The organism is Rhodopirellula bahusiensis (assembly GCF_002727185.1).
GTDB classification, from domain to species: Bacteria; Planctomycetota; Planctomycetia; order Pirellulales; family Pirellulaceae; genus Rhodopirellula; species Rhodopirellula bahusiensis.
The window spans coordinates 303,482-329,094 of the sequence record NZ_NIZW01000003.1 but is presented as its reverse complement, the minus strand read 5'-3'; the positions used below and the strand labels follow the sequence as shown (position 1 = coordinate 329,094).

Here is a 25,613-nt window from a genome sequence, read left to right as displayed (position 1 = left end):
GTTACGGACTGCTCATTCGCTTTTGGTTGCTCTCCACCCTTTCTGTTGAAAACGCAGTTACCATCAGCTACGGGGCGGTAACGAATTCCCCGGTCAGGACTTTCACCTGACAATTCAATCGCCTTTGCAGGCGCACTAGCCGACAGAGGCCCTCTGTCGGCAAAACACGCCGGCAATGCAGCAGACATCGGCAAACTCATCGCCTCGGACCTACTTGGGAAACCAATCCCTTCCTGCGCTGGGTTGCGCTCAGGCCGACGGAGAGCCTCCGTCGGCTACACTCGACACGCCAATCATGTCGCCGACAGAGGCCCTCTGTCGGCTACTCCGAGATAGCTGGCAGCGCTTTGACCGTGTCGCCGATGATTCCGACGTGGCAGTTTTCGAGCAGCGTGCCGGATTCGAAATACACGTTTTTGGCCGCGATCATGTACTCGGTCATCGCCAAGTGATAGCGAGTTTGTGATTCGTTGAGCCGTCGCTGGGCGTCGAGCAGTTGCTCCAAACTGATCGGCAAACCTGCCTTGCGGTTGGCCTCGAGAGCATCCAGTGCGTCCTTCGAAGCCAGGTAGCGATTCAGGTTGGTTTCCATTTGGGCGTATGCCCGTTCTGTCTCCGCGATGACGGCCAGCAAGTCATGGGTGATCTGCCGCTCTTGCTCTCGCAACACCGCCCGCTCACGTGCCACCTGGATCTTGGCGTGCTGCACCGCGGCGTGTGCCTGACGAAAACCGACCGGCATTCGGAACTCGACTCCGGCCTCGTACTCTTGGTAGTCGCCAGTCCCAAGTTCGTTGAACGCGGAATCGCTACCCGCCAAATCCTTGCCGAGACCGCGCAGCCGATACGTGGTGACCAAGTCCAAGGTTGGCAGCTGAAAGTTCTTCGCCGCAATGACTTCCAACTCTCGGCGTTTGACCAGCAACCGTTGCTGCTGCAATTCGCTCCGCATTCGCAACGCGTCAACGGCCAACGATTGAGAGTCAAAGATCAACGGAGCCGACAAGGGCTCGTCGACAGGACGCAGCAGTTGCCCATCGGCGATCGGCAATCCAATCAGCAAACGCAAACGACGCTCCGCCGCTTGGACTCCCGTGACACCCGCGAACGTGCCGCCAGAGGTAGAGTTGTTGGTTTGAGTTCGCTGAATCAGCTTGCCAGCAATCGCATCTTGTAACTCCGACACAAACCGGTAGTACTGTTCTCTCGCAAGTGCTTCCGCCGAACCGCCACGTCGGTTCGATGACTTCTGTGCGTCGTAGCTTCGCCAAGTCTCCAGGCTACGAGCGACTGCTTCTTGCTTGGCGTCGACATCACGATAAGCGAAGTACAAATCCCAGTACGCATTGACGACATTGCTGAGATAGTTGCGAGCGTCTTCGCGAAATTGTGCGTTGGAGATATCGCTGTTTGTTTTCGCAATCAACACACCGTTGTACACACCCGGCAAAGCCGCCGGCCCGGCGATCCGGTTGAATGCCAACCCGCCGCCCTGCAGCAATGGTTGCCGCAATTCGGCATGCAGTTGCGTTTGCCAAGCACTGGGCGTCAAGTTGCCCGTCGCGTTGTTTGCGTCGTAATCGGTGATGCTTCGCAGACTGATCTCCGCACCCGTTGCCGTTCGCTTAGACAACTGCAGCACGTAATCATGCACATCTTGCTTGAACGCGTTGGCACCACCGCCAAAGAACCGGTTGTTGAACCGACGGTCGTTGTTCTGCCAAGTTCCCACTGCGGTGAGCTGCGCATCAAACGCCGAGAGCGCGGCCTCCATGCCCAACTGCGGGTCGGTTTGAACCAAACCAGGGCTCTCATCCGTCGTCACCGTCTCGGGTGCTCGCAGCACGGTTGCGTTCAGGTCTCGCAAGACCTCGCTGTTGCTCATCGCTTGATTGAGAGCCTGCTGCAGCGTCAGGTCTCGATAATCCGCTTTGGCCAAAGCCTCGGGATCTCGCAATGTCAGCGGTGCGATGACGGGAGTCGTGAGCGTCTCCGGCGGTGCCCCGGCGTCCACTCGCGACATGATCTGATCGACGTGAGCGGTGCGATTGCCGAGCGTTTCAGGCAATGCCCGCGAAGCACGGCAACCCAACGAACTGATCGCCGGTACCATTGTCAGGACCATTCCGCCGGCGCACAAAATCCGCCGAGCTCGATGACCCAAAGCCCATCGAACCATCGAACGACCTGCACTGGGTCGACCTTTGGTCACACTTTCCCCTCGATGAATCCGCTAATTGAGGGCGCAGGAAGCACAACTGATGCAACCCGCACTATCCGGATTCTTCGACTGATCGATGCATCGAGATTGAGCGAATCTCAATCAAATGGAGCAGCGACGGATTCCAAGTACGCCCAAACAACGACGCAAAGACTTTACAGCGGCTGGTTAAACTAGGCAGCTGGTTTCGACCGTGAAACCGGCTCCAAATCGCAACCATGACAGCCACCATTCCATCTCAGACCGTCGTGTCGACCGATGAACTGACACCGTATCAACTGTGTCATCACATCGTCGCTCACACTCGCGCCGACCGAGCGTTGTGGTTTGCCCGACGACAGAACCAATGGGTTCCGATGGGCTCCTCCGTGCAATCCGAGATCGCGGTGGACTCGCCCGTCGCTCGCGATTGGTCCTCGATCCTTTCGCACATTCACGAATCGACCGAGACCAGCACTGACACGGTCTTTCAAAACCAGCTGGATCGATATCGCGAGACCTCCGGTGCCCAAACGATCCTGATTCTGCCGCTGCGTGCCAAAGAGGCAACCGGAGCGACATCGTTCTTGGTTCTTGAAACGTTCGACTCATCTGCACAACAGGTCGACTCGGCGGACCTGCAAGCGGATTGGGAGTCGATCAGCCACACGCTAGCTCCTAAACTCCAGCGTGCTGTCGACCAAATTCAAACGTCTCCGCCACGCCTTAAACGTCAATCTTCGCGAGCCATTTGGGCGGTCGTCTTTGCGGTAGTCGTGTTAATTCTGTGGGTCGTCCAGGTTCCCTTGCGACTCCCCGTGGAAGGCAGCCTGGAACCGATCCACCAACAACGTCTCTTTGCACCGACAGCGGCCCGAGTGGTCACGGTACACGTCGAAGATGGACAACAAGTTGAGCAAGGCACCCTGCTCATCGAACTGCGAAGCGACGAACTGGACCTGCAAACCCAAATGGTCGCGGGCAACTTGGCGACCGCGAAAGCGGAACTGGCCGGACGCCGCACCATCCGATCCGATCGATCAACTCCATCGGGCTCTTCCAACTCATCGACCGACTCAAGCGGCCTGCAGTCATCGACAAACGAATTGGTTCTTCGAGAACGCATTCGGTCGTACGAGAAACAACTTGAGCTACTGCATTCCGTGCAAGCATCGATGTCGATTCGATCGACAGTCCAAGGCCAAGTCCGACGTTGGGATGAGGAAGAGACCCTGGTTGGCCGTGATGTCTTCCAAGGACAATGGCTCTTTGACGTAGTGGATTCATCCGCCGGAATGATCGCTGACGTGGAACTGGCCGAGCAACACGTAGGGCATGTCCTGCAAGCTCAATCCGAAAGCCAGCCTTTGACGTGCCGCTTGCGTCTGCGGGCCCAGCCTGATGTCAGCTGGACCGGTGAAGTTCAACAAATCGCATCCGCGGTGCATCCCAATGCAGAACAGCAACCTGTCGTCCAACTCAGCGCGACCGTGCCGTCAACACTGGAAGGCATTACCGACCAACCCATGGGCTCGACGGTCGTTGGCGATGTAGAAGCAGGACGACGAAGTCTCGCGTACGTCCTCTTTCGTCCCTTCTTCGATTCCCTTCGGGAGATTTGGTAATGCACCGAGCACTGATCGCAGCGGGACTTTCGCTTGTCGTCGCTTTCCCCGTATTCGCCCAAGACGCGCAACAGCCAACTTGGATAGGCGATCTGATTGTCACTCCCGCGCAATCAGGTTCCGCCGTTGCCATGCATCCCGGACGGTTGGTCAAGATTCATGTGACCGAAGGCGACCCGGTTACTCAAGGCGAACTGCTGGCAAGCCTCGACGATGAGGTCGCCAAACTGCAACAACAGTCGGCCGAACAAGATCTCGCGATCATCCAATTTCAAAGCGACCAAACACTGGATCTCGATGCTGCGCTCGCATTTCTGGAAGAACAAAAGAGCGCAGCCAAAGAACACGATGCCGGCGCAGCGATTCAAAAACGTCTGGCCGAAAACGATATCCGTGTGCTCGCTGCCCAAAAAGCCGAAGCGGTTGCCAAGAGCGAATGGACGCGTGCGGTCAACGCCAAAAAAGATTTCGACGACGCGGTTTCGCAATCCGAGATCGATCAATTCCGCCTCGCTTACGAACAACGAAGCTTGGAAACCCAGCAAGCCATCTTCGAACAAGAGAACGCTCGTTTGGAACAATCGGTCGATCAGGCCACGGCGTCATCTCTGCAAAACAAAATCCGATCGGCCGAAGTCGCAGTCCGACAAGCCAAAGCCGCGGCGAACGTTGTCCAGCTCAAGACGAAACTAAAAGAGCAGCAACTCGAACTGGCAACGGTGAATGTCGACCAACACTCATTGAAGTCGCCGATCAATGGCATCGTGGTCGAGGTTTCGCACCGCGTGGGTGACTGGGTCCAACCCGGCGAATCGATCGCCCGTGTGGTGCAGCTCAATCGTCTGCGAGTGGAAGGCTATCTGCCCGCCAAATGGATCCATTGGCTTCGTGACGAATCCAAACCCAAGCTGATTATTGAGCTTGCGACAAGTGAGACAACCGAACGAATTGGCGAAGCGAAATTCATCAGTCCCGAAGTCGACCCGCTCACGCGAGAAACGCGATTTTGGATTGAAATAGACAACGCCGACGGGAAACTGCTTCCTGGCTCGCCGGCCCGACTGATGCTCCCGAACAACGATCACGGAACGACACGATGAGTTCCGCGGCCATCCAGCCTCGATTGCGTCCGGATTTGATTTGCCGCATCATCCGCGTTGGCAAAGCCTTTCAATGGGTGATCCGAGACCCTGTCGTATCGACGCGAGGCTCTCACGACCGCTTCTCGGCGCAATGGATGGTCAACGAGCAAGAATTCGCGATTCTTCAAAGTCTGGATGGACGTCGGTCGTTCGAACAAGCCCACCTGCATTGCCAACGTCTGCTCGCTCCAGTCGAACTTTCGCGAGAAGATTTTGCAGCCTTCGTAGACCAAGCCAACCGAAACGCTTGGGTCACAACCGCGTCTGCTGATGGCACTCCACTGCTTTCGCAGAGTGGAGCGGGAACTCAGCGACATGAACTCGGCGAGTCGTTTTGGCAACGGATTCTACACAACCCTTTGGCCATTCGAATCCCGTTGCTGGATCCCGATCGATGGCTTGATCGCCCTGTGAAAATCGCTCGAAACTTTGTTGCAAGGAATCAACGTACATGCACGGTCATTGGTTCCGCATGGACTGTGCTCACAGGAGCCATTCTTCTTACGCACTGGGAACGATTGATTCCAGCGATCGGCCAGAGTGCTTCGGCGCTACAATCTCCATCCACGTGGATCGTTCTGGCGTTTGTGATTTCGGGGGTCAAGCTGATCCACGAGCTCGCTCATGCGGTAGCATGCAAATGGTTTGGAGGAAGCTGTCACGAGATGGGTGTCATGCTGTTGTTTGGTATCCCTTGCTTGTACTGCGACGTCAGCGACGCTTGGTTGATGCCGCAACCATGGAAACGAATGCTCGTCTCCGCCGCAGGAATCCTGGCTGAGTGTGTGCTTGGATCCCTCGCACTGGTTGCCTGGACCCATTCGATGCCTGGACTGCCGCAAAACGTGTTGTTGTTTGTGTTGATGGTAACATCGGTCAACACGTTGATTCTGAACGGCAATCCACTGATGCGTTATGACGGCTACTACCTGCTGTCCGACGCGGTTTCGGTTCCCAATCTGGCAACACGTTCCCGAGTCGCGTTGCAAATGCGATTGCGGTCTTGGTTCTGGGGTGCGTCATCGATTCAAACGGAATCGCAGTCCCAACCCACCGCGGTGCAAAACGATCGCAACTCACTCGGCTTGCTCGCCTATGCAACTGCCAGCAGTGCTTATCGCTTAGTCGTCTTCGGAACCATCGGCTGGTTGCTGCTCAATCATCTCGCGTCCATCGGTGCGACCACCATCGGCATCGCCGCTATTGCGATCCTTCTGTATCGCGTGATGCGAGTTTGGACCGCTCCCATCCTGCGAACGCCATCCGAGGTCGCTCCCGTGAAAGCTCGCCGCCGATCTCGAATGATGATTGGTTTGGTTGCTGCCTTATCGGTGGCAGTTCTCTCGATCCCGCTTCCTCACCGCGTGAATGCGACGGCGAAGGTTCAACCGATCCAGCAAACCGAGATTTTTGCATTGACCGCGGGACGTTTGGAATCCATTGCCTCCACGGGACATTTCGTACGAGCCAACGAGTCGATCGCTAGGTTGTCGGATTGGAAAACCTTCCTCCAAATCGAACGCCTCGAGGGCGAGATTGCTGAATTGGAAGCTCGTCTGAAGGGAACTCGCATGAGGCGCATTCAATCGGACGCCGGAACTCCCACCTTGGCCAATATCCCGACCATCGAATTCGCACTGCAATCCAAACGCGAAGAACTGCTGACGATCCAAAAAGAGTCGGAGCACCTTGAGATTCGTTCGCCTCACGCGGGCCGGGTCGTTGCGGTCTCGGCCAAACCCGTCACACCATGGCATCGGTCACGATCCCAAATTGGTTGGAGTGGGCAACCAACCGAAGCGATCAACCGGGGAGCTTGGATCAACAGCGGAACTCCCATTTGCAATGTCGTTTCAGACGATCAGCACAAGGTCTCGGTGTCCATCGATGCATCGCAGATCGGATGGATGCGAGAGGGCCAAGCGGCCGTCACGACATTCCCCTCCGGTGCCACATGGATCGGGAATGTTACTGAAGTGGGCACGCGTCCGTCTGAGAATGATGGGACCTACGAAGTCACCGTTGCACTTGATCCTGACAAGCGACCGTTTGACTTCCCTCCGCCATCGAACTGGACGGCCAAAGTGAGCGTGCACGTTGAGCCCGCTTCGCTGTGGAAACGAACTCGGCACTGGTTGGCCACCCACTTCCGTACGAATAGCTGACGATCGACCAACCGGTCATCAGTCGGAACTCGTCGCCGCCGGCCACAACCGGACGGTGCCATCTTCGGACGCGGTCATCATCAGATCCCCCTTCTCGGTCAAATCCAACGCGGACAAGGCATCCTTGTGACCTCGCAGTTCCAGCAACTCTCGTCCCAACCTGGCTTGTTCGTCACGATTCGCTCCCTGTGCGATCGGATCCCACACTCTCACCGAGCGATCTTCACTGGCGGTAAACAACCGAAGCGGATTGGACAGCACGGCTAAATCGGAGATCGGTTCCGCATGTCCAATCATCTGAATCGGGGCCTCAATGTCCGCCGTTCCAAACCTTGGATTGGCGAACCACTTCTCCACGTCCCACATTCGCGCGACGTTGTCGGATCCACCAACCGCGACCCATTTGGAATCTTTGGAAAAGCGGCCGACGTTCAGTTTGCCGAGCGATGGATCCGCCATCAGGTTGAGCGTCTCCTCCCCGTCCATTCGCATCAACGTCGCCGCACCTTGATTGGTTGTCGCCAGCAAACACGAACCATCCGGACTGAAGTCCAACGAAGCGATCCCGCCTTGCAAAACCGGATCGTTCCACCGACTGACGGACTGGAATGTCCCTGAGTTCTCTTCAAAGTCCCAAACGCGAACTCGTGAATCGTCACCACCGGTTGCCAAGCGAAACGTTTCCGTAGGAGAGATCGCAATCGCGCGAACAGTGCCCTCGTGAGGCGACTCTAATTTGCCGATTGTCTTGCCAGTCTCCGCATCCCAAACTTTGACACTGCGACTGGCCGTGATCACACGGCGATCACCATCGGCAAAGGTGGCTCGTGTGACCGCACCGTGAGCTCGATAGCTCATCAGATGCGAGTTGGAGTCACCGTCCCATCGAAACGCCGCATTGCCGTGCATGGTCACGAAGCGATCACCTTGCAGCGACGCCACCGCGGTGCATTCCCCAATGCGTTCTGGCAGTTCAACCGCGGCGACTCGTTTCGCCGTCCCGATTTCGCTGGATAGGTCCCAGGTCTCAACGCGACTGGAACGATCTCCGGCTGGAGTCACAACCAACCGAGCCAACCGACCGTCTGTTGAAAATGCCGCTCCGCCAAAGTTGGGACGGCCACCAAAGACGCTGGTTTGATCCTTTGAAAATGTTTCCGAAAGCAATCGTTGTTGTCTGCCGCTGGGAAGATCCCACCAAGTCACACTGGCAATGGTTCGGTCGGTTCGCTTCGATTGATCGATCGTGATTGCCTGCCGTCCATCGGGCGAAACGACAAGGTCCATCACAAAGCCATCGGTGTCATAGCGGTCCGCCCAACTCCGATCGGACCAACGCCAACGCATCAACGATTGATTATCGGATCCAACCCAAACGCTTTCTGAATCACCCGCGAACGATGCCGTGTTGATGCGAAAGCCGAGGAAATCGTCGATTGGTCCACCGACCGGTTCGCCTGTTTGCAAATCCCACACACGGCCTCGGCCCGCTCGATCGCCGCTGAACAACCAATGGCTGTCAGGAGAAATCGCTAGAGCAGCGACGGATTCTTCATGCCCATTCAAACGATGCAGTAACCGAGGCGAAATTTGCTTGGACGGATCCAACTTCCAAACCAAAACGTCCGATTCGGTGGAACTGGAACCGGTGGCAAGAAGGCTGCCATCTTTCGAAACCGCCAACACATCGTTCAGCCCCGTCCCACGAACGCTGCCGAGTTCTGTTCCACGATCGATGTCCCAAATGCGGACCGTCGCGTCGGCATTGCCGAGAAACAATCGACGATGCACAGGGTCCATTCGCATAGACATCGCACCGAACGCGCTGCCTTCTTCCAGTGTTCCCCCATCTTCTGCCGGCGACGATTGCTCGTCCGACGAGATCGTCAGACGAGTATCGAATCGAGATGTATTGGAATCAATCGACAGCACTCGCGCCGTGTGATCGCGACTGGATGTCACAACCTTTGTTCCATCGGGGCTAAATCGCGCCGACCAAATCTCGTCCTCGTGGGCGGCCGTTTCGAATGCGTCCAAACCATCGGCCGCTAAATTCTGATCGCCCTTCGGCTGAGTGGATGTGAGATTGTCTTCCAATCCACTGTCCAACCGTCCCGTTTCTGATTCCCAATAACGAAGCGTTTGATCGTCGCCCAAAGACAGCACGTCGCCACCGGATGCAGGAACAAACACCGCTGACTTCACCGCCCCGCCGTGGCCGCGCAACGATCGCTCGCGAGCCCAAGGCCCAAGTTCGGCTTCGCTCGGAACGTCCGCACGCGTCCATGTTCTCACCACGTAGTCTTTACCGGCGGTTATCAGTCGATCGAGCGTCCCGTCATATCGAATGGCCTGCACCCCGCCGCGATGAATTGGTGTGGTTTCGCTCAACGCTGTGGAGACATCGACATTGCTTTTGGAAGCATCAACCGAAGCCAAGTTCTGGACCGCACTTTCGATGTTTTTCTTCGGATCCGCATCAACCAGATCTTCTTGATCCCAAACGAATACGTTTCCATCGGTGTCACCACTCGCGAAGACGGGAGAGTCATCCTCCATCCAAGCCGACACCGCAGACACTTCCGAATCATGCCGCATGAAACGGCCAACCCGAGTCCCAGCATCTGCTCCACCGACACCGATGTTCCAAACCGCCACACGTCCCCGTGCCGAATCGTTGACCGCCGCAGCAACCCAAACCGTTTCCCCATCGCGAACGGCAGTGACTTGTGTGACTGGACCGACGTGCCAATGTTCGTTGAAAGTAGGAAAGCCATCATCGCCATTCGAAATCAGGTCCCAAATCCGGACCGTACGATCGGTGGATGATGACACCAACGTGTTTGAGTCGGCAAAACCAAGGTCGCTGACCGGTCCGTCATGCGTCGGCAAACGCGATATGCGTTTGGACAGATCCCCGTTCCAAATTTCGATTTTTCCGTCGAGCATTCCGATTGCAACTTGTTCGCCTGATGCATTCATCGCGGTGGCCGTGACGAATCCGCCATTGGGATCGTCCCACGCTTCCGCCATTGTCAATTGACCGGAACTGGCGAGAGAGAATGTCGCGATCCGCCCGTCATCTTGAACAATCAAACCACGCCGAGACTCACTCGTTGGAGCCTGAGCCAACAACAATTGATCCGCGATCACGGGTAGCGAAGCGACTGTTTTGGATTGACGAACGGTAGCTGACAACCAACGCAGTTCCCATGGCAACGGCTCCTTGGGGAATCGCTCCCGATAGCCATCGGCCAACTTCGAAAGAATCCGTCGAGCGTCAGAGAACTCGTTGCGATCCACACGTGCTTTGGCCAATCCAATTTGAGAAACATAAGACTCGTATTCCGCCTCGGCTTGGGCTACACGGGCAGCTTCTGCGCTGACGCGAGCTTTTTCCGCATTCTTGTTGGCGCGTACTTCATTTCGTTCAGCCTGTTCCCTATTTTCGATTGCTGTGCGCTCGTTCGCCTTAGCGAGCTCAGTTTGTTCATTCGCGATCTTCCGTTGTTTTTCTGCCTCTTTCCTACGTTTTTCTGCAAGGGCCTTCTGCTTTTCAGCCACCGCTTTCTGACTTTCCGCGTTTTTTCTTTGCTCCTCAGCGATGTTCTTCTGCTCGGTGGCCGTTCTTTTTTCTTTCAGCGCGACCTGTTCCTGTTCTTTCGCGATCCGGGTTTGCTCCTCGGCTCTACTTGCCTGTCGCCGTGCCTCTTTCTCCTTCGCGTTGATCGTTACCAATGCGAACGCACCGCCGACGAAGATGAACAGCAACATCGCAGCAACCGCACGCTTCAAGAACTTGAACCGTGACTCACGAGCCTTTCGATCCTGGATGGCTTGTTCCAGCTTCATCGCCATTTCTTCGTGCTCAGGCGATTCATGCAGCAACACGCCATCCGGCTTCAGCAGCGACAAGCCAAGGTCGAAATCTTCGTTGTCATGGGCCGCGGAAGCATGAGCCAACCGCGCCCGAGCCATGCCGTCTCGCGCGGCTTGGTTTCCATCCCAAAGATGCAATGCTTCTTCAAAACCAAACGTCGCTCGTGAGAACAACGTGTACGAAAGAGTCTGTTCTGCCTTGTTCAGATCATCTGTCGCTCTGGCCGCCAGCGAGATGCTTTCGGAGTGCGAACGATATTCGCGAATCGCCTCTTGGAACTCAACCACGCTCGCATAGCGGTCTTCGATGCGAGTCGCCATCGCCTTGCGAGCAATGTTGAGCAGCTCACCTTCGTGCCGAGGATCAACATCCCGAATCTCGTTGGTCGCAACCGCTCGCAAGCATTCCCGAACGTTCTTGGCATGGTGCGGGGCCTTGCCGGTGACGATCATGAACAGCGTCGCACCGAGCAGATAGATATCCGCCGCTGGACCAATCGCCTCCAGTGGTCCCGTCGCCATTTCAGGCGCCATGAACGATGGCGTGCCACCCAATCCCTTCGCAGGTGTGATCGAACTCAGCTTTTCGAATTGGGGCAGTGCCAACGCGATGCCCCAATCCATCACCATCACGACACCAAAGTCACCCAGCATCACGTTTTCGGGTTTGATGTCGCGGTGGATGATCCCTCGCGTGTGAGCGAACGCGATCGCATCAGCCACCTTGATCAAGATCTCAAGATTTTCGTCCCGCGACTTCTCGCCGATGACCTTGTTCCACGGCGTCCCGACGACACGTTTCATGGCATAGAACAAAGTGTTCTCGCCGGTCACCGCGACATCGTGAATCGGAACAATGTTGGGGTGATCCAAGTCGCCGGTGATCACCGCTTCGGTCAGAAACTGCTGACGTCGACTGTTTTCGGTGGACTCCAAACGCCCCTGTTTTCGAAGTGCGTCGCGTTTGTCATCCTCCAGAGGTTTGATGATTTTGACCGCGATCAATCGATCCAGCGAACCTTGTCGAGCGACGAAAACATTGCCCATCCCGCCTTTACCAAGCAGCCGAACCAGTCGGTAATCGGACGCTTCCGTTTCACTCTCCTGCGGCGTCGTGACCTGACGTCCGCGAAGAGGCAACGACGAACCGGCAACCGCCGATCCAAATTCACTGAACGAAGCGACGGTGGCTGCGCCGGTGTGGAACTCTTGCGACAACTTGGACCAATAAGTCACATCCTCGGATGTCAATTCGCGAGGGTTGATGGTTTGACCAATGTCCTCGTCTGTCAGGATCGTTCCCGCCGTCGCTGCGTTGGAGTCTCCCGAATCCTCGTGTGTTTCCGAGTTCGATCGGATCGTGGGAAGCGAGTTCTCTGCCGTTTGGTCCAGCGTCGCGTTCAGGTCAACCGTGGCTTCCGTTTCCGGAATGGTCGCATTCGCCTCTGTCAGCGATTCGTCGATGACAGTGACGTTGGCATCGGTGAGCGTCAGATCCGTTTCCACCAAGGTCGCGTCGGGATCGAAGTCGGCGTCTTCCTCGACCGTTGCATCCAAATCCGAAACAGTCGACGACGCATCCGTGACCGTTGCATCGGCATCAACGACGGTGAAGTCGTTTTCGTCGATTGTTTGATCCGAATCTTCCACCGTCAGGTTGGTTTTCTCGACCGTTTGATCCAAGTCCGAGACGGTCGCATCGGGATCGTCTGACGGTGCGGCAGGGACGATCTCCCCTTCATCCAAAGTGGCGTCCAAGTCAGCGTGGTCAATCGTCTCCCCCAAACCGCGATGGTCGTTTCGTTGCTGCGGATCGGTTTCCTCGACCGTTTCATCCAAATCGAAATGGTTTTCGGTCGCATTCTCATCCTCTGGCATACCGTGATCTGGTTCACCTTGGCGATCTTTATCATTCGTCATGATCACGCTCCTCGTTTGGGAGTTGATCCGAATCCAATTCTTCTAGATCGAGCGGAATCAAACGCAACGTACCAGCCTCCAGGTCATCGCCGGTTTGGATTGGACGCCCATCTCTCAATTCAACCTGCAGGATCGTGCGTTCATCCGACTCACCGATCACATATTGAATCTCATACTCGCCATCGGGAAGCTTCGAAAAGAGGCGATTCAAGGAATCACTTTCCAAAGAACGATCCGGCAAACGCACCGGTTCGATCAAGTCTTCCGCATCGGGATCCGGCGAGAGCGCACGAAGTTGAAAGAACTCCTCGCGAATCGACGCGGGACTGGATGACGCTTCGGAAGTTTCGAAAGTCACGCTCGTCAAGGTTGTGGTCGTGGTCGTCACGACAGGCGTCACCGGATCAACTGGTTCTGGGATCACGTCTCGAATGGGCAAAAACGCCAGCGGAACGTTCACACGGGGAATCACAAAGAACGCTGCCCCTGATTCAAGAACCGGCCCAGCGGCCGTTTGCGTCAGCGGATTGTCTGTTGATGAGATCACGTTGCCAGGAACGTCCATTGAGACGAGCGAGCCGTCCGTGTTGGGTTGGGCGATCGACTCGCCGAGCAACACAATCGACTCATGATGTTCCACAGCAAACAACACGTTCAACGGGTCGGTTGCACTCCCGCGGCCATTCAAGGTCGATTCCAGAATGTCGTTCTCCATGTAGACATGGCTGACGCTGGTCGTTTGAAACGAGCCCGGTAGATTCTCAACACGCTGGAAGCGATCCGTGTCGGCTCCCCAGTCGATGATCAGCGTCAAACCATTCTCGCCTTCGGTACCAAGATTGACCGACAGAATCCCCTCGGCATCGTTGACATCGAACTGAGACAGAATGTTCGTGCGAATGGAATCGTGTTGATAGAAAGCTTCCGTCAATTCCCCCGGCTCCGGCGCCACGGGTGGAGCGGCCGGACGTGGCGGCAAATCAGGGTTGGGCGGCACAAGGTCTTCTGGATCGAGTTCTGGACGCGGGGTGAACTGCCTCGCGATTCCAACGCCGTTCCCGGTGTTGATTTCAAATTGCTGCCCCAGTTCGATTGCTGGTGCGGACAAGGTCACCGCGCCGGATTCGATCGATGCCGCTTGGATCTGAACGTTGTCCGAAGCGACAATCCGCTGGTCGGATGTCAAACGCACACGGCCATCGGTTCCCAGCGCAACGACCTCCGGATCCAATTTGCGATCTGGCCCATCATCGGTGGTTTCGTCATCCACCAAGATCAAATCGCCTTCGGCGTGAACATCGACATATCCATCACCGGCGACGACATCGTTGATGATGATGTTGCCATCGTTGCGAACCCAAATGGAACCTTGATCGACCATCACTCTTTCAAGCGTCAGGTCCAACCCACCATTCTGTTCCAATCGGAAGTCACCGCTACCGAAGTCGATGCGTGCCACAACGGGCTCGTCGACCGCCATCCATACCAAGTCCACGTTTCCGTCGCCGGCATCGACGTCCAACTGAGTCACCGACTGCAATTCCAGTTCTTGCACGTTGCCGATGCCATCGTTCGCTTCGAGCAGAAGTTCATCGGCGATGAAATCCGCCAAGTTGTCGTCCGCTGAATCGTTGATCGAATTCGCGAACACCTCGACTCTCGCGTCGCCCGCGTTGATCTGCTGCACGATCAAATCGGACTGGCTGACCAATTGCACATCCGCATCAGCCGTGAGTATTCGGACGTTGGAGATTTGGTTGCTGGTTTGATTCAACGTCACGCCCGCATCAGCCGAAACGTCCAGATCGTCGACCACCAACGTGCTGGTCACCAACTGACGGACCGCACCTTGGCCAGTCACTTCCAAAACCGGTGTTGTCAAAGATGACTCCAAGACCAGATCATCTTGCAGACCCAGCAGTTGAACTCGATCTTGAACCGTGGTGGTTGCTTCTCCCAAGTCAACGCGCCCGACATCTTCGGTGGTCAGTTCGGTGATGTTGACGACCGACATCCCCAACTCCGGCAGCAATGCGAATGATGTGTTGGCGTTGCCACGGACCGAAATCATTTCCGCGGCGACGTCGACATCATTTCCGATGGTCGATGGCGATAGCACTTCGACATCCACGCTGTCTTTCCCGAGCCCGCCACGAACGGTCGCATCCAAACCATCAGGCAATCGCAAGTGCAACGAATCGTTGCCACCGCCCAAGTTCACTCGAACGCGACCGCCAGTAATCGCGTCGACGCCGATCGAATCGACTTGGATCGGATTGCCAATCACGTCGTGGCCAATCGTGATCGGAATGATGCCCGTCACCGAATCAGTGAATTGAAGTTCGCCTGTTGGTGTCAACGATGATTCGATCGTGTCAAATCCCGCGTCCCCTTGGACCAGAAGATCGCCCAGTGCGGTCAACTCAGCGGTGGCGTTGAGAACCAACCGTTTTTCCAGCGGACGAATGCTCGGAACAAACCGGGCCGGCGGGCCGACTTCGGCGACATCCGCTCGGATCCATTTTGCCCACGAACGCGACCAAATTCGCGACGCCTTTGGCCTCCAATCGCGAGCCAATTTGGACTGGAGAAATCGCATGATTCTGGAGGCTTTGGTGACCGAGTGAAGAACGTGTATCGAGACGATTTCGCGAAGAAATATTCTAATCCGCACTTGCTTCAGGAACATTCAAAAGCCTCCTCCCCACCGAAGAACTGGCTCAGGTGGAAGAAACCGCCCAAATCGCAACGTTAAGGTGTTCCGATTGCAACGATCCCTCCCGGTTTAGCGGTTGTTGCGATCAAAATGGGGAAAGGAATGGGTTCCGCCGATTGAGACCATGAGGGACCAGCGTGAGTTCCCTCCGGAACTGGACGCAAATTGAAGCGAAGCTATGAACTTCATCCAAGCACTGATGGCTCAATCGCGATCGACCGAAATCATCGTCGCCGATGTTTCGCGGCCACTGTGGGTCGGTCGTGTCTCGAGAATCGCGATGCTGGTGCTTGGTTGTGCGAGTTTTCTTTCAGCGACGGCGACCGCCCAACAATCGCAATCCGTGTCGCTGGCTCCCGCGACGCAGTCCGCTTCGTTTCGAAGCATGCTGAAGGACGATCAAATCAGCACGCACGCGGCGCAAACGGTCTCACACCAATTGACCGATCAACCATCCGCGTCAGACGCCGCCCAAACGGCCCCACAGCAACGCGCCGCGGAAAGGCTGCAATCACGATTCGCGGCACTCGAAAAACCCATTCGCGAAATTCGCGTGGTTCAGGCGGACGTCGCGGGTTCGTTTCCCGAAAACCACGCCGCCGAGTTGCTCGCACCGATGGCCGCGCACGTGATCGAAAGCGATTGGCATGAGATCCCAACTTATGATCGCTATCCGGTTTGTTTCTTCCACCAGCCATTGCATTTTGAAGAACGCAATTTGGAACGCTGCGGCAACGGACACGGCTACCTGACCAACGCCGTCTCCACATTCTGGTTCCTCTCCAACACCGCCGTTTGGCCGTATCGAATGGCCAGCGAACCGCATTGTCAGTGCGTCAACTCAGCGGGCGACTGCAAAACTTGCCAACGCTACGCATTGTCGATCGAACCTTTGCATACCGATCCCACTCGGCATGAACTCGCGAAAGGTGTGCTGGCCGAAGCCGCCGTGATCGCCGGTTTCACCTTTTTGGTGCTCTGAATTGGCCTCGATCGATGCAGCTCATCGCGGCACGAATCACCCAATCTCGGTGAGTCTGTGGTAGTTTGTTCGCACCGATCAAAATGTCCCGAGTCGATGGCAATTTCGGCCCATCCGGTCACGGGCAAACGTTGAAAAGGAAGCACCATGAGTGACGCAGTCTCGCACCTGATCTTTGACGTCGAAAGCATCGCGGATGGCGATCTCATCTCGCGCGTCCGTTACTCGGGTGAAGACCTGTCCCCAGACGAGGCCATTGCGAAGTATCAAGCCGAGCGATTGGAACAAACCGGGTCGACGTTCATTCCCCATACGTTTCAAGTTCCCATCGCGGTGGTGGTCGCCAAAGTCACATCCGACTTTCGCTTGGTGGACATCAAATCGCTGGACGAACCCGAGTTTCGCCCGCACGTCATCACCAAGTACTTCTGGCAAGGCTGGGAGATGTACAACATGCCCCAGTGGGTGACGTTCAACGGCCGATCGTTTGACATTCCGATCATGGAACTGTCAGCGTTCCGGTATGGAATTTCGATCCCCAAATGGTTTGACGACAGCGGCTACAAGTCGCGTCGCAATCGATTCAGCACGCATGCCCATTTGGATTTGCAGGAACTGTTGACCAATTTCGGTGCCGCTCGCTTCAACGGAGGCCTCAACCTGGCCGCCCAAACGTTGAACAAACCCGGCAAGATGGGACTCAGTGGCGATCAAGTCCAAGCGTCTTACGATGCCGGCAATCAGAAAGAGATCAGTGACTATTGCCGCTGCGATGTGTTGGACACGTACTTCGTGTTTCTGCGGTGCATGGTGCTGACGGGCAAACTGGAATTGGAACGAGAGATCGAACTGGTTCAGCAAACGCGTGATTGGATCGAAAAGGAAAGCGAAACCTGCCAAGCCTGCGCCGATTACATGACGCAAATCGGGGATTGGAACAACCCTTGGCTCGCCGAATCGGAAGAGGCCGACGCCGAGCAAATTGAAAGCGAAGAAGACGTCTCCGCCGACACGGGTTCGAAAAGCACTGCATCATCGGGCGGCGAGCAAGACGCGGCTGAACCGGACGAATCCAAAGCGTGAATGCCGAGAATTCCTGATGAGCAACCAAGCATTGCGAGTGACCTGCCCGAATTGTGTGGCATTGATCGAATTTCCCGTTGTTTCACGCGACAACGAATCGAACAACCAACCGTTCCAAAGCGGTTCATGCGCCGCATGCTCACACATAATTGACTTGCGAGTTGCCGGCAATCAAGTCCCCGCCGACCCACACTCGTTTGCCAACCGGCAACGAGCCGTCACGCTGTTGCAGCCTACTGAATCGTCGGTTGAGAGCGTCTTGTTTGACGCACTTCAATTGTTTCGCAGCAATTGGAAAGTCCTGTTGGGCGTGTCTTGCCTGACAACTTTGATTTGGTTTGTCTTGGTCGCGTGGCCTTGCCGAAAGCTAAGCGATCTTTGGACCTTGGCTCAACAAGACGCGACTCAGATGCTGACCTTTGTTCTCGCGACTTTCATGGTGGTCTGCGTTGGCATTTTGACCACCGCCTACACAACGTCCGTGATGGCGAGAATGACGTTGGCCGTGGCTCGTTATGGCCGCGGCCGAAACCAGTCACCCCTTCGATTTGCTCCTGGATCGGACGCGATGCCGTCCCGGGGAAGCTTGTCCGTTCCCCCGCGTGTGCTGTTTCACATGACTTTGTTCATGCTGTTCGTTGCCGTGATGATGGGAATGCTGTTGTTAGTGGGCGTGGCGGTCATGATTGCGTTCATGTTGATCCTTCCGTTTCCGCGTGAAACAGCGACGCTGGTCGGCACCTTCTCCGTCGGCTGCGTTTACTTCGTTCTGATCTTCGCGTTGCAGTGGCTCCTTTGGCCAAGCGTTTGCTTGATCGCCGACGGTCGGTCCTCGTTCGGGCAGAGCCTGCAACAAAGCTTCGCGCTATCGTGGATACATCGGCGGGTGAGCCTGAAAGTTGTCACATTCTACTTTTTGCTATCCACGATCGGTGCTTTGCTGTTGTACGTCGGCCAAGCCATCACCACTCCGATCGCGAGTCTGCCGTTGGCGGTGGCATATCTGCGGATGACGGGCGGCCAAACAGCCCTCGACTCGACCGAGTGAAAACGGGCGCGAGCCCTTTCCCCCCGCCTGATTCCGATCTCGAAACACGCTGCGTGCGGATTTCGGTTCACGACCTGGGCGGATCATGCCGATCCTTCCGATTGGAGTGCGTACGCAAGGAACGCGTCGTCTCACCCTGGTTCGTCATGCGGGGGCATACGAAATGAGAAACACAATCAATCGGCGTCAACTCTTGGTCGCACTGGCAACGGCATCCATGGCCTCACCGGCTTGGAATGCGTTGGCGGAACCGCCGTTGGGCGTCAATGGCGTTCAATTGGTGGGCGAGCCCACTCAGTTGATCACCGCCAACGACCTGCCCGCGGCGCGTGTGGTTCGTCTTCCACCGGTTGATGACCGTGTGAAACAGGTGGTTGTGACCGCACTGGCGATTGACCCTCGTGGCGAATGGTTGGCTGTTGCAGGCGACGACCACGTGATTCGTTTGCTTCGTCAAGAAACGCTGCAAATCGTTCGCACTTTGGGCGACGGCCAGCGTTCTGGAGAATCCCCGATCGGCCACAGCGACATGATTCGCACGTTGGCCTTTGATGCGACGGGAAGCCGATTGGCATCCGCCGGCAACGATGGTCGGTTGGTGATTTGGGACCGCAACGAACAATTCAGAGTGTTGCAAGAAATCGGATCCGCGCCCGCTTTGGCGTGTGTCAATTTCTCACCGACCGGTCATCAAATGGTCGCAGTTGGATTTGACAAAGAAGTGTTCTTGATTTCGAACGAACCAACCAAAAACGATCGACTGCTTTGCGATTGCAACGATTTGCGTTGCTGCGTTTACCGACACGATGGCGAAGCACTTGCGATCGCCGGTCGTGACGGGCACCTGCACTTGTTTGATCCCAAGACGGGCAAATTGATCGCGGACCAGCACTTGCACGAACGACGCGTTCGCGACTTGGCGTTCATGCCAAACTCGGACATCTTGGTCAGTGTCGACGAAGACGGCGTGATCCTACGCTGGGACACACGGACCAACGAAGTGCTTTCGCGTCAAAAGATCACCTCGGGACGCTTGTTCTCATTGGCGATCGTCGACAGTCATCGCATCGCGGCGGCCGGCAGCGACGATGTGATTCACTTGGTCGACTTGGCCGACGACGGTCGATCGCTTTATGTGTCCGGACAACTCAGAGGCCATGTCGGATCGGTGGCAACGCTTGCCGCCGTCGATGGCATGGTGTTCTCCGGCGGATTTGACGCGACTTTGCGGCGTTGGGATTTGAATCGAAACGCAATGGCGGACAGCAAGATTGCACTCGGCAACGACGGGTCGACCCCGGCCAGCGAACCGACACCTCGCTGACCCATCGACCGCATCTCATCCTTCCATTCCTTCAGCTGACCTGAACTCCCTCGCGTCCAACTGAAATCAATGTGCGGTACAAGGAGGTACCAAACGTGATCTGGAAACGTCTCGAACGATTGCTAACACCCAACACTTCTGCTTCGACCGGGCGGAAGATGCGCATCGAGTCGCTGGAGAATCGTCGTTTGATGGTGGCGGATCCGATCCATGTGGGATTGGTCTATTTGGAAACGGACTACTTGGAATCCGATCAAGACGTCGGCAGCGACTCCAAGGGCGACCGATTTTTGCTTTCGTTCACCGGCGGAGCCCCCGGCACCGAGCTGACGGAATTGATCATCCGCACCGACAAAGACGGCGATGGAATTTCAGTTGGCGATCCGATCTTCGATACCGAAGTGGGCAACCGTGGAAAGAACGGTGCGCATCCCTTCACGGTTCAGAAGATTGAGACACTCGATGGGACTCCCGCCGATGTGACCGCGACGGTGGACGATGGTGGACAAGTCCTGAAGCTCAACTTCCGTGGCTTCAGTGCCGGCGATCAGTTGGAGTTCACGATCGACGTGGACGAAGTGTTGCGCAACCTCCCGGACCTCGATGAGTTCAACCAACGACTCGACGTGATCACGTCGGGACAAGAGTTCCAAGATTCGATTTTGGAAGCTCTCTTCGAAGCTCCCGATTACTACGCTGCCGAAGCCGACGCGATCTTCTTGAACGACTTTGGAGACCCGGCCCAGCAATACGGTTTGGATCTGCCGCCGGACGAAGGCACCGACATCGATAGTCGGCCCAACCGATCCGCCGCCGCGGTCGGAACCGCCACGCAGACTCCGATCCCCGCCTCGATTGGTGGATTTGTCTATCGAGACGACAACGATTCGGGCACCAAAGACGCTGGCGAAGTCGGCCTGGGCGGAGTCACGGTTCGGTTGACCCCAGTCGACACGATCGCGCCACAAAACCAGCTCGAAACCAAAACCAACGCCGACGGTTCGTACCAATTCACGAACCTGATGCCAGGTCGCTATCGCATCGTCGAAGTCGACCAGCCCGCTGATTTGGAAGACGGCAAAGATTCCGCAGGTACAATCGATGGCCAAGTCGTCGGTTCAGCGATCAACCCGGGCGACGAAATTCGCGACATCGTTCTCGGTGGTGGTGATGTCGGGGTGGAGTACAACTTTGGCGAAGTCCCGCTGGGATCGATTGGCGGCTTTGTGTACTTGGCCGCACCCGGTGCAGACTGCGATGGCGATCACGACGAAGGCGACAGCACGCCGCTGCAAAATGTCGAAGTTCGTTTGATCGACGAACAAGGCAAACTGGTCGCAACAACGCGAACCGGGGCGGACGGCAGCTACCTCTTTGACGATCTGCGCACCGGTGTGTACGAGATCGTCGAGATCACTCCCGATGGCTTGCTCGATGGCGGGTCGCATCCCGGAGAAATTCGCACCATCGCGTCGAACATCTTCGTCCCCGTCGGTGGATCCGTCGACGGCGGCCGAATCACCAACGTCGCGTTGCCACCTGGCGGCGAAGGTCACGAGTACAACTTCTGCGAAGCCGCACCAGGATCGTTGTCCGGCGAGGTCTATCACGACCGCGACAACGATGGAACTCGAGACGCCGGTGAAGAAGCGATCCCCGGCACCGAATTGGTGCTGGTTGGTTCGGACGGAAACGTTGTTGCCACCACCGTCACCGGTCCCGATGGCGCGTACAAGTTCAGCGGTTTGGCGGCCGACACCTACCGCATCATCGAAACGCAACCGCTCGGCTACATCGACGGCATCGACTCGGTCGGTCAAATCAATGGAACCACGGTCGGTGGACTGGGTTCGGATTCAGACAGCTTGATCGGCATCACGTTGCGTCAGGGTCTGCACGGCGTCAACTATGATTTCGGCGAACGCAAACTCGCTTCTCTCAGCGGACGCGTGCACGTTGACTTCGACGAAGACTGCTTCAAAGACGACGACGAACCAGTCTTGGAAGGCGTGACCATCACGCTGGTCGACGACAGCGGCAACCAAGTCGCGCAAACAAAAACGGACGCGGACGGTCGCTACTACTTCACCGATTTGATTCCCGGCAACTACACCGTCATCGAAACGCAACCGGAAGGCTACTTCGAAGGTGGAGCCAAACCCGGATCGGCTGGCGGCGTCAGCGAGAACGGCAGCCGAATTGGTTCGATCACGTTGACGTCGGGCGAAGTCGCGGTGGACTACGACTTCTGCGAGCGATCACCATCGGAAATCTCCGGGGTCGTGTATGTCGATCGTGACGCCGATTGCTTCCGCGATCCAGGCGAAGAAGGCCTGTCAGGCGTTCGCATCGAACTGGTCAACGAAGCCGGGAACGTCATCGCGACCATGCTGACCGATGCGTCGGGATCCTACAAGTTCACCTTCTTGCCAGCCGGCTTCTACACCGTTCGCGAAATTCAGCCGAGCGGCTATTTCCACGGCGGCCAAAAAGCGGGCAGCCACGGTGGCAACGACTCCCAAGCCGATGTGATCTCGACCATCGACATGGGCTGGGGCGAAACCCTGACGCAGTACAACTTCTGCGAACTGTTGCCATCCGAATTGTCCGGCATCGTGTATGTCGACAAAGATGCCGACTGCTTCCGCGATGCTGACGAGATCGGTCTGGCCGGCGTGATTGTCGAACTGTTTGACGAAAACGGTGCCTTGGTCGGCAGCACGACCACTGACGCTAGCGGTGCCTATCACTTTGGCAACTTGAAATCGGGCGTCTACACCGTTCGCGAAACGCAGCCGGAAGGCTACTTCCATGGCGGACAGGTCGCGGGCTCGGGCGGTGGCGATGACAGCGTCGCCGATGTGATTTCGACCATCGACATCGGCTGGGGCGAAACGCTTATCGACTACGACTTCTGTGAGCTTTTGCCATCGGAGTTGTCAGGCGTTGTCTACGTCGACAAAGACGCCGACTGCTTCCAAGACAACGACGAACCCGGCTTGGGCGGCGTTCTGATCGAGTTGTTCAACTCGGCTGATGAATTGGTCGCGACGACCACGACCAGCGCAGACGGTTCGTATCACTTTGGAAACCTGCAAGCCGGTTCTTACACCGTTCGCGAAACGCAGCCCGAAGGCTACTACCAAGGCAGCCAAATGGCCGGCAGCGCGGGCGGCGACGACAGTGTTGACGATGTGATCTCGACGATTCCGATTGGTTGGGGCCAGACGCTGACCGATTACGACTTCTGCGAAGTCTTGCCCAGCACGATTTCGGGCATGGTTTGGGCTGACACCGTTCGCAACAGCGTCTTCGACGACGGCGAAACTCCGCTGTCCAACGTGATCATTGAGTTGCGTGACGAAACCGATCAAGTCATCGCGACAACGCAAACCGACAACGAAGGTCGCTACACGTTTGATTCGTTGCCACCGGGAACCTACTCGGTCCATGAATCACAACCTGATGGCTACTTCCAAGGAGGCCAAGTTGTCGGCGACTTCGGTGGCCGCATTCTTCGCAGCGATGTGATCGGCGAGATCACCATCCCCGGTGGAATCAACGCGATCGGTTATGACTTCCCCGAATTGCCACCCGCAACGATCACCGGATATGTCTTCCAAGACGGCGAAAACCTGGTCCTTCGAGAAGCTCCCAGCCCGGAAGATTTGCGAGAGTATCGCGATGGCGAACTGACCGATGACGACACTCGTCTGGCCGGCGTCACACTCGAACTGCGAAACGTGTTGGGCAGCCCCATCGACAGCTCGACTGGAGCCTTGGCGGGAACGTATGGAACCGAAACCATTCGCGTCACCACCGACGAAAACGGTTACTACGTCTTCAGTGGCTTGCGTCCTGAAACGGTTTACTCGGTCTACCAAGTCCAACCTGCCGGCTTCATCGATTCGCTCGACACCCCCGGAACACTTGGTGGCTTGGCCATCAACGTTGCTGACTTTGTATCCGACAGTGGTGAAGGAACGCTGACGTTCCCAACGTCCGTTCAAAACTTGATGGCCGATGCATCGACCGATCCAAAGTTCGATGCAATCTTGCAACTGTTCGTCGGTGCGGGCCAAACCAGTGCCAACAACAACTTCAGCGAAATCGCGATCGAAGACCCACCAGTCTTCCCACCGCCAGAATACCCGACCGAGGATCCAATCACTCGGCCGTTGGCACCGATCGAGACGTTCGAAACTCCGATCCGGCCAATGGCATTTGGAATCCACTTGGATCCCAACCAGCAATTCTTCTTCGCCGATGAATGGCAAGTCAGTTGGCACCTCAGCGTGATCAACGGTGGCTTCCCTCGCGGCGACGGTGTCGATTCGGCAATCGTGCAAGCGGATGAGTTCTCAGATGACGGTGATCTGATTCGCCCCGCCAACTATCGTTTGGGTCTCGATGGCGACGGCAATGAAGAAGGCGATCGAAAAGGCAAGCTGCCCAGTTCCTTGTTGCGGAATGATTTGATGGCGGGGCTTTGGCACATCCAAACACCCACCGTTCGAACGTTGGCATCGCAACCTGAAACGGGTTCACACATTCAAATGGGACACCCTGACGCCACGGCGCTCACGGGCGACTTCAATGGCGATGGCGTCGACGAAGCCGTGCTATTTATCGGCGGACAATGGTTCGTCGACCTCAACGGCAACGGCACCTGGGACGCTGGTGACATGTGGGTCCGTCTGGGAACCGAACTGGATCGCCCCGTGGTGGGTGACTGGGACGGAGACGGCAAAGACGACATCGGAATCTTTGGACGCCGTTGGGAAAACGACTGGGCTCGTATCCGACGCGACCCCGGTTTGCCCGACCCCGCCAACATTCGCCGACGTGGCCTGACACGCGAAGAACTGGTTCCTCGCGAAACGACCGCCAACGAAGACCAACAACGCATGTTGATGCGTGGTGAAGACGGCGGGTTGCTAGCGGATGCGGTGGACCACGTCTTCCAGTATGGCGAACAAGTCGACACGCCCATCGCGGGTGACTGGAACGGCGACGGCATCGACCAAATCGGTGTCTTCCGCGGCGGCCAATGGTTGCTCGATGACGATGCCGATGGTCGTTGGACTGGCAAAACCAAACCTCACGACTTTGGGCGTCCCGGTGACGAACCCATCGTCGGTGACTTCGATGGCGACGGCATCGACGAAATCGGCGTGGTCCGAGGTGACGTGTGGATCATCGACAGCGATGGCGACCGCAAGCTGACGGCCAATGACAAACGCATTGTCGTGATGCGAGAGTCAGCCGATTCGCAACCGATCGTCGGCGACTTCGATGGCGACAACAAGGATGACCCCGGCTACTACACCAACGCCGGCTGATCGCTGAAACCATCCGGCCAAACCGTACGATGGACTTCCAAGTCCGTCGGTGCCCGCTACTTGTGACGGACTCGGAAGTCCATCCTACGGTCAGCAAACCAAATTGGCGTTTGATGGTCGCTCCAACCGCGGCCTTCATTGCCTGGAACAGGAGCACGGATTCGCTTACCCTGCGGTCCGTTTGAAC

General features: G+C 56.6%; 12 protein-coding genes. 8 read left to right on the top strand and 4 right to left on the bottom strand.

Features of this window, described 5'->3' with window-relative positions; translation table 11 throughout:
• A partial coding sequence (locus CEE69_RS33080) for a hypothetical protein (RefSeq protein WP_233214920.1) occupies positions 1–188 on the bottom strand: 188 nt, incomplete at its 3' end.
• 134 nt (positions 189–322) lie between these two features.
• Complete coding sequence (locus CEE69_RS06615) at positions 323–2,179, bottom strand: TolC family protein (protein WP_099259924.1); 1,857 nt, start codon at positions 2,177–2,179, stop codon at positions 323–325.
• 260 nt (positions 2,180–2,439) lie between these two features.
• On the opposite strand from CEE69_RS06615, the gene CEE69_RS06605 reads away from it, so the two are divergent.
• Genes CEE69_RS06605 through CEE69_RS06595 form a run of 3 tightly spaced genes read left to right on the top strand, consistent with a single transcriptional unit; the run spans position 2,440 to position 7,132 of the window.
• On the top strand, positions 2,440–3,825 hold the full coding sequence (locus CEE69_RS06605; protein ID WP_099259922.1) for an HlyD family efflux transporter periplasmic adaptor subunit: 1,386 nt from the start codon (positions 2,440–2,442) through the stop codon (positions 3,823–3,825).
• Entirely contained in the window at positions 3,825–4,925 is a 1,101-nt protein-coding gene (locus CEE69_RS06600; protein WP_099259921.1) for an HlyD family efflux transporter periplasmic adaptor subunit, read from the top strand. Before CEE69_RS06605 ends, CEE69_RS06600 begins: the two co-directional genes overlap by 1 nt.
• Entirely contained in the window at positions 4,922–7,132 is a 2,211-nt protein-coding gene (locus CEE69_RS06595) for an HlyD family efflux transporter periplasmic adaptor subunit (protein WP_099259920.1), read from the top strand. Before CEE69_RS06600 ends, CEE69_RS06595 begins: the two co-directional genes overlap by 4 nt.
• Positions 7,133–7,150: 18 nt before the next feature.
• Here the strand turns inward: CEE69_RS06595 and CEE69_RS06590 are convergent, their stop codons facing one another.
• Both CEE69_RS06590 and CEE69_RS06585 read right to left on the bottom strand, forming a co-directional pair.
• Positions 7,151–12,931, bottom strand: coding sequence for a protein kinase domain-containing protein (locus CEE69_RS06590; RefSeq protein ID WP_099259919.1), 5,781 nt, complete (start codon positions 12,929–12,931; stop codon positions 7,151–7,153).
• Positions 12,921–15,530 carry a hypothetical protein gene (locus CEE69_RS06585; protein WP_099259918.1) on the bottom strand — a complete coding sequence of 870 codons (2,610 nt, stop codon included), beginning with the start codon at positions 15,528–15,530 and terminating at the stop codon, positions 12,921–12,923. Before CEE69_RS06585 ends, CEE69_RS06590 begins: the two co-directional genes overlap by 11 nt.
• A gap of 295 nt (positions 15,531–15,825) precedes the next feature.
• Between CEE69_RS06585 and CEE69_RS06580 the strand changes: the two genes are divergently transcribed.
• The 5 genes from CEE69_RS06580 to CEE69_RS06555 all read left to right on the top strand — a co-directional run bounded on the left by CEE69_RS06580 (position 15,826) and on the right by CEE69_RS06555 (position 25,426).
• Positions 15,826–16,629: a hypothetical protein gene (locus tag CEE69_RS06580; protein ID WP_099259917.1), complete on the top strand. Its 804-nt coding sequence runs from the start codon at positions 15,826–15,828 to the stop codon at positions 16,627–16,629.
• A 147-nt stretch (positions 16,630–16,776) separates the two neighbouring features.
• Entirely contained in the window at positions 16,777–17,712 is a 936-nt protein-coding gene (locus tag CEE69_RS06570; protein WP_099259915.1) for a 3'-5' exonuclease, read from the top strand.
• 16 nt (positions 17,713–17,728) lie between these two features.
• Positions 17,729–18,760 carry a hypothetical protein gene (locus CEE69_RS06565; protein ID WP_099259914.1) on the top strand — a complete coding sequence of 344 codons (1,032 nt, stop codon included), beginning with the start codon at positions 17,729–17,731 and terminating at the stop codon, positions 18,758–18,760.
• 163 nt (positions 18,761–18,923) lie between these two features.
• Entirely contained in the window at positions 18,924–20,084 is a 1,161-nt protein-coding gene (locus CEE69_RS06560) for a WD40 repeat domain-containing protein (RefSeq protein WP_233214919.1), read from the top strand.
• Positions 20,085–20,242: 158 nt separating this feature from the next.
• On the top strand, positions 20,243–25,426 hold the full coding sequence (locus CEE69_RS06555; RefSeq protein ID WP_315852517.1) for an SdrD B-like domain-containing protein: 5,184 nt from the start codon (positions 20,243–20,245) through the stop codon (positions 25,424–25,426).
• The last annotated feature ends 187 nt before the right edge of the window (positions 25,427–25,613 follow it).

Excerpts from the sequence above, each read along its gene's own strand:
- CEE69_RS06555 (WP_315852517.1), top strand. The coding sequence starts at position 20,243 with ATGCGCATCGAGTCGCTGGAGAATCGTCGTTTGATGGTGGCGGATCCG.
- CEE69_RS06560 (WP_233214919.1), top strand. The coding sequence starts at position 18,924 with ATGAGAAACACAATCAATCGGCGTCAACTCTTGGTCGCACTGGCAACG.
- CEE69_RS06600 (WP_099259921.1), top strand. The coding sequence starts at position 3,825 with ATGCACCGAGCACTGATCGCAGCGGGACTTTCGCTTGTCGTCGCTTTC.
- CEE69_RS06615 (WP_099259924.1), bottom strand. The coding sequence starts at position 2,179 with ATGGTTCGATGGGCTTTGGGTCATCGAGCTCGGCGGATTTTGTGCGCC.
- CEE69_RS06605 (WP_099259922.1), top strand. The coding sequence starts at position 2,440 with ATGACAGCCACCATTCCATCTCAGACCGTCGTGTCGACCGATGAACTG.
- CEE69_RS06565 (WP_099259914.1), top strand. The coding sequence starts at position 17,729 with ATGAGCAACCAAGCATTGCGAGTGACCTGCCCGAATTGTGTGGCATTG.
- CEE69_RS06570 (WP_099259915.1), top strand. The coding sequence starts at position 16,777 with ATGAGTGACGCAGTCTCGCACCTGATCTTTGACGTCGAAAGCATCGCG.
- CEE69_RS06590 (WP_099259919.1), bottom strand. The coding sequence starts at position 12,931 with ATGACGAATGATAAAGATCGCCAAGGTGAACCAGATCACGGTATGCCA.
- CEE69_RS06595 (WP_099259920.1), top strand. The coding sequence starts at position 4,922 with ATGAGTTCCGCGGCCATCCAGCCTCGATTGCGTCCGGATTTGATTTGC.
- CEE69_RS06580 (WP_099259917.1), top strand. The coding sequence starts at position 15,826 with ATGAACTTCATCCAAGCACTGATGGCTCAATCGCGATCGACCGAAATC.
- CEE69_RS06585 (WP_099259918.1), bottom strand. The coding sequence starts at position 15,530 with ATGCGATTTCTCCAGTCCAAATTGGCTCGCGATTGGAGGCCAAAGGCG.